Source organism: Methylobacterium sp. WL103 (assembly GCF_008039885.1).
Lineage (GTDB): Bacteria > Pseudomonadota > Alphaproteobacteria > Rhizobiales > Beijerinckiaceae > Methylobacterium > Methylobacterium cerastii.
Genome location: NZ_VRUX01000571.1, coordinates 1 through 2,661, shown reverse-complemented (window position 1 = coordinate 2,661; position 2,661 = coordinate 1). Strand labels below are relative to the sequence as shown.

3 protein-coding genes and 1 pseudogene are annotated in these 2,661 nt (G+C 72.5%); 2 read left to right on the top strand and 2 right to left on the bottom strand.

Annotated elements, in window-relative coordinates; all coding sequences use genetic code 11:
• Window positions 1-394, bottom strand: a pseudogene (locus tag FV222_RS31450) (hypothetical protein); the annotation flags it as partial.
• 172 nt (window positions 395-566) lie between these two features.
• On the opposite strand from FV222_RS31450, the gene rsmI reads away from it, so the two are divergent.
• Window positions 567-1,535 (top strand): 16S rRNA (cytidine(1402)-2'-O)-methyltransferase, encoded by a 969-nt coding sequence (gene rsmI / locus FV222_RS22465; protein ID WP_147765136.1) that lies wholly within the window; start codon window positions 567-569, stop codon window positions 1,533-1,535.
• Window positions 1,522-1,905 carry a YraN family protein gene (locus FV222_RS22460; protein ID WP_238272886.1) on the top strand — a complete coding sequence of 128 codons (384 nt, stop codon included), beginning with the start codon at window positions 1,522-1,524 and terminating at the stop codon, window positions 1,903-1,905. Before rsmI ends, FV222_RS22460 begins: the two co-directional genes overlap by 14 nt.
• Window positions 1,906-1,934: 29 nt before the next feature.
• Here FV222_RS22460 and FV222_RS22455 read toward each other — a convergent pair whose 3' ends face one another.
• Window positions 1,935-2,324 carry a response regulator gene (locus tag FV222_RS22455; RefSeq protein ID WP_147754668.1) on the bottom strand — a complete coding sequence of 130 codons (390 nt, stop codon included), beginning with the start codon at window positions 2,322-2,324 and terminating at the stop codon, window positions 1,935-1,937.
• Between the last annotated feature and the right edge of the window lie 337 nt (window positions 2,325-2,661).

The following is a 2,661-nucleotide window of genomic DNA, read 5'->3' as shown; positions in this document are numbered from 1 at the left end:
CCTCGCGGGCGCCGTCCGGCGCGCCGCGGTCGTCGCGCACCAGGATCTGGAGGTCGGGCTGCTGGTACTCCTCCATCGCCAGCTCGGCGGCGTTGCGCATCGCCGCACCGAGGTTGGCGCCCTGACCCGACAGCGGCACCACCAGGGCGACCTTGACCGACCCCTTGCCGATCCGGCCCGGAGCCGAGGCGGCGGCCGGCGTCAGCCCCGGGACGGCATCTGCGGGCGGAGCGAGATTCGGGGCGAGGTCCTGGGCAAGCTCGGCGCGCGGCGGCGGCGCGGCAGAGCGCACGGTGCGCGGCCCATCCGGCCCGCCGACGCACCCGGCGAGCGCGAAGGTCAGGGCGAGGGCGGCCCTTGTCCCGAAGGCGCGGGGCGAGAGATGTCGCGCCATCGCGAAACGTCCTTCACGCAAGATCCGGCACGAACACATCGTCGCACAGGCTTAGAGTGTGCGCCCGAAAAGTAAACGCGCCGGCCTCGCGGACGCGTGTCCGACACATCCGATGTCGAAACGGGCGCGGTTCAAATTCCGCTCGGGCCCGCGCCGTGGCAAGGTCGCCGCGATGACACAGAGAATCGAGCCCGCACGCCGCCCCGTCCGCAAGGACCCGCCGGGCGGTTCAACCGCCAAGCCCGCGACCTTCACCGCCTTCGGGCTCGCCACCGAGGCCGAGCCGCCGACGCCGGGCCTCCACGTGGTGGCGACGCCGATCGGCAACCTGCGCGACGTGACCATCCGGGCGCTCGCGACGCTCGCCGCCGCCGACGCGGTGCTGGCCGAGGACACCCGCGTCACCCGCACGCTGCTGATGCATTACGGCATCACCACCCCGCTGGTCGCCTACCACGAGCATTCGAACGCCGCCGTCCGCGAGCGGATGGTGCGGCGGATGCTGGACGGCGAGGCGCTGGCGCTGGTGTCGGACGCCGGCACGCCGCTGGTCTCCGACCCCGGGTTCAAGCTGGTCCAGGCGGCGATCGAGGCGGGGATCGCGATCACCCCGATCCCCGGCCCGTCGGCGGTGATGACGGCGATCGTCGCCGCCGGCCTGCCGACCGACCGGTTCTTCTTCGAGGGGTTCCTGCCGCAGAAGGCCGGCGCGCGCCGCAACCGGCTCTCCGCGCTCGCAGGCGTCCCCGGCACGCTGGTGCTGTTCGAGTCGCCCCACCGCCTGCCGGAGATGCTGGCCGACGCGGCCTCGGTCCTCGGCGGCACCCGCCCGGCCGCGGTGGCGCGCGAGCTGACCAAGATGTTCGAGACGATCCGCCGCGGCACGCTGGGCAGCCTCGCCGACACCTTCGCAGAGGAGGGCGCGCCCAAGGGCGAGGTGGTGGTGGTGATCGGCACCGCAGCCGACGAAGCGAGCCCGGAGGAGGCCGATGCCGGCCTCGACGCGGCCCTGCTCGCAGCGCTCGCGCGCCACTCGATCAAGGATGCCGCGAGCCTCGTCGCCGACGAGACCGGGCAGCCGCGCCGCGCGGTCTACAACCGGGCGCTGGTGCTGGCACGCAAGACCGATGCGGACGCCTGAGGCCACGCGCCGGCGGGCGGCGACGGAGCGGCGCGGGCGCCGGGCCGAATGGCTCGCGCTCGCCGCGTTGATGCTGAAGGGCTATCGGCCGCTGGCGATGCGCGTCGCCGCGGCCGGCGGCGAGATCGACCTGATCGTGCGGCGCGGCGACACCATCGCCTTCGTCGAGGTGAAGGCGCGGGCGACGCTCGTCGAGGCGCAGGGCGCGATCGGCCGGGTCAAGCGGCAGCGCTTCTCGCGCGCGGTGCGGGCCTGGGTCTCCCGCAACCCGTTCGCGGCAGCGCTGACGCTCAGGGCCGACGCGGTGTTCATCGGTGGCCGCGGCTGGCCGGTCCACCTCGTCGACGCGTTCCCGATCGAAGGCTTGTAGACGGAAGGCTCGTCAGAACGCCGGTCGCGTCAGCCGCGCGCGGCGCTGATCGCGCCGATGAGCGTGCGCTTGAGGTCGGCTTGGCTGAAGGGCTTCTGCACCACCGGCCGGTCGCGGAACGGCTCGCGGATGCCGGCGCCGCCGTAGCCGGTGGAGAAGATCAGCGGCAGGTCGCGCTTCGCGATCGCCTCGGCGACGGGGTAGATCGGCTCGCCCGCGACGTTGACGTCGAGGATCGCGACCTCGAAGGTCTCGCCCTCGGCCATCTCGAGGGCGGTCGAGAGACGCGCGGCGGGGCCGACCACGGTACAGCCGAAATCGAGCAGCATGTCTTCGAGCAGCATCGAGATCGCGGCTTCGTCTTCGACGACGAGCACGCGCTTACCCTGGAGAACGTCGTCGTTCGGTTCCGCGCTCACGCCGAGGTGTCTTCCTTAGTCGATCCGCCCCGCTTCAGCGGGACGTCGCCATGATGGCTGGTCGGATCCGATCGTCGCGCCAGAAGAACCAAGCGGGTACGCCGGGGGGCTGAGGGGTCGCCCGGAACGCGTTTTGTGTCAAGCGTCCGGCGCGGGCCGTTCGCCGACCAATGTTACACGGCGATACATTTCGCGATAGGCTGTGGCCGGCGCGCGCCGAGGCAAACCCGCGACGGGCCGGATTTTTCGTAAAAAGGGGGCGGATCTATTCCTGCGATGGGTCGATGTGTCCCTGCCTGCGATCGCCGCGCGGTGCTGGCCGGCCTCGGCGCCTGCC

Excerpts from the sequence above, each read along its gene's own strand:
- FV222_RS22460 (WP_238272886.1), top strand. The coding sequence starts at position 1,522 with ATGCGGACGCCTGAGGCCACGCGCCGGCGGGCGGCGACGGAGCGGCGC.
- rsmI (WP_147765136.1), top strand. The coding sequence starts at position 567 with ATGACACAGAGAATCGAGCCCGCACGCCGCCCCGTCCGCAAGGACCCG.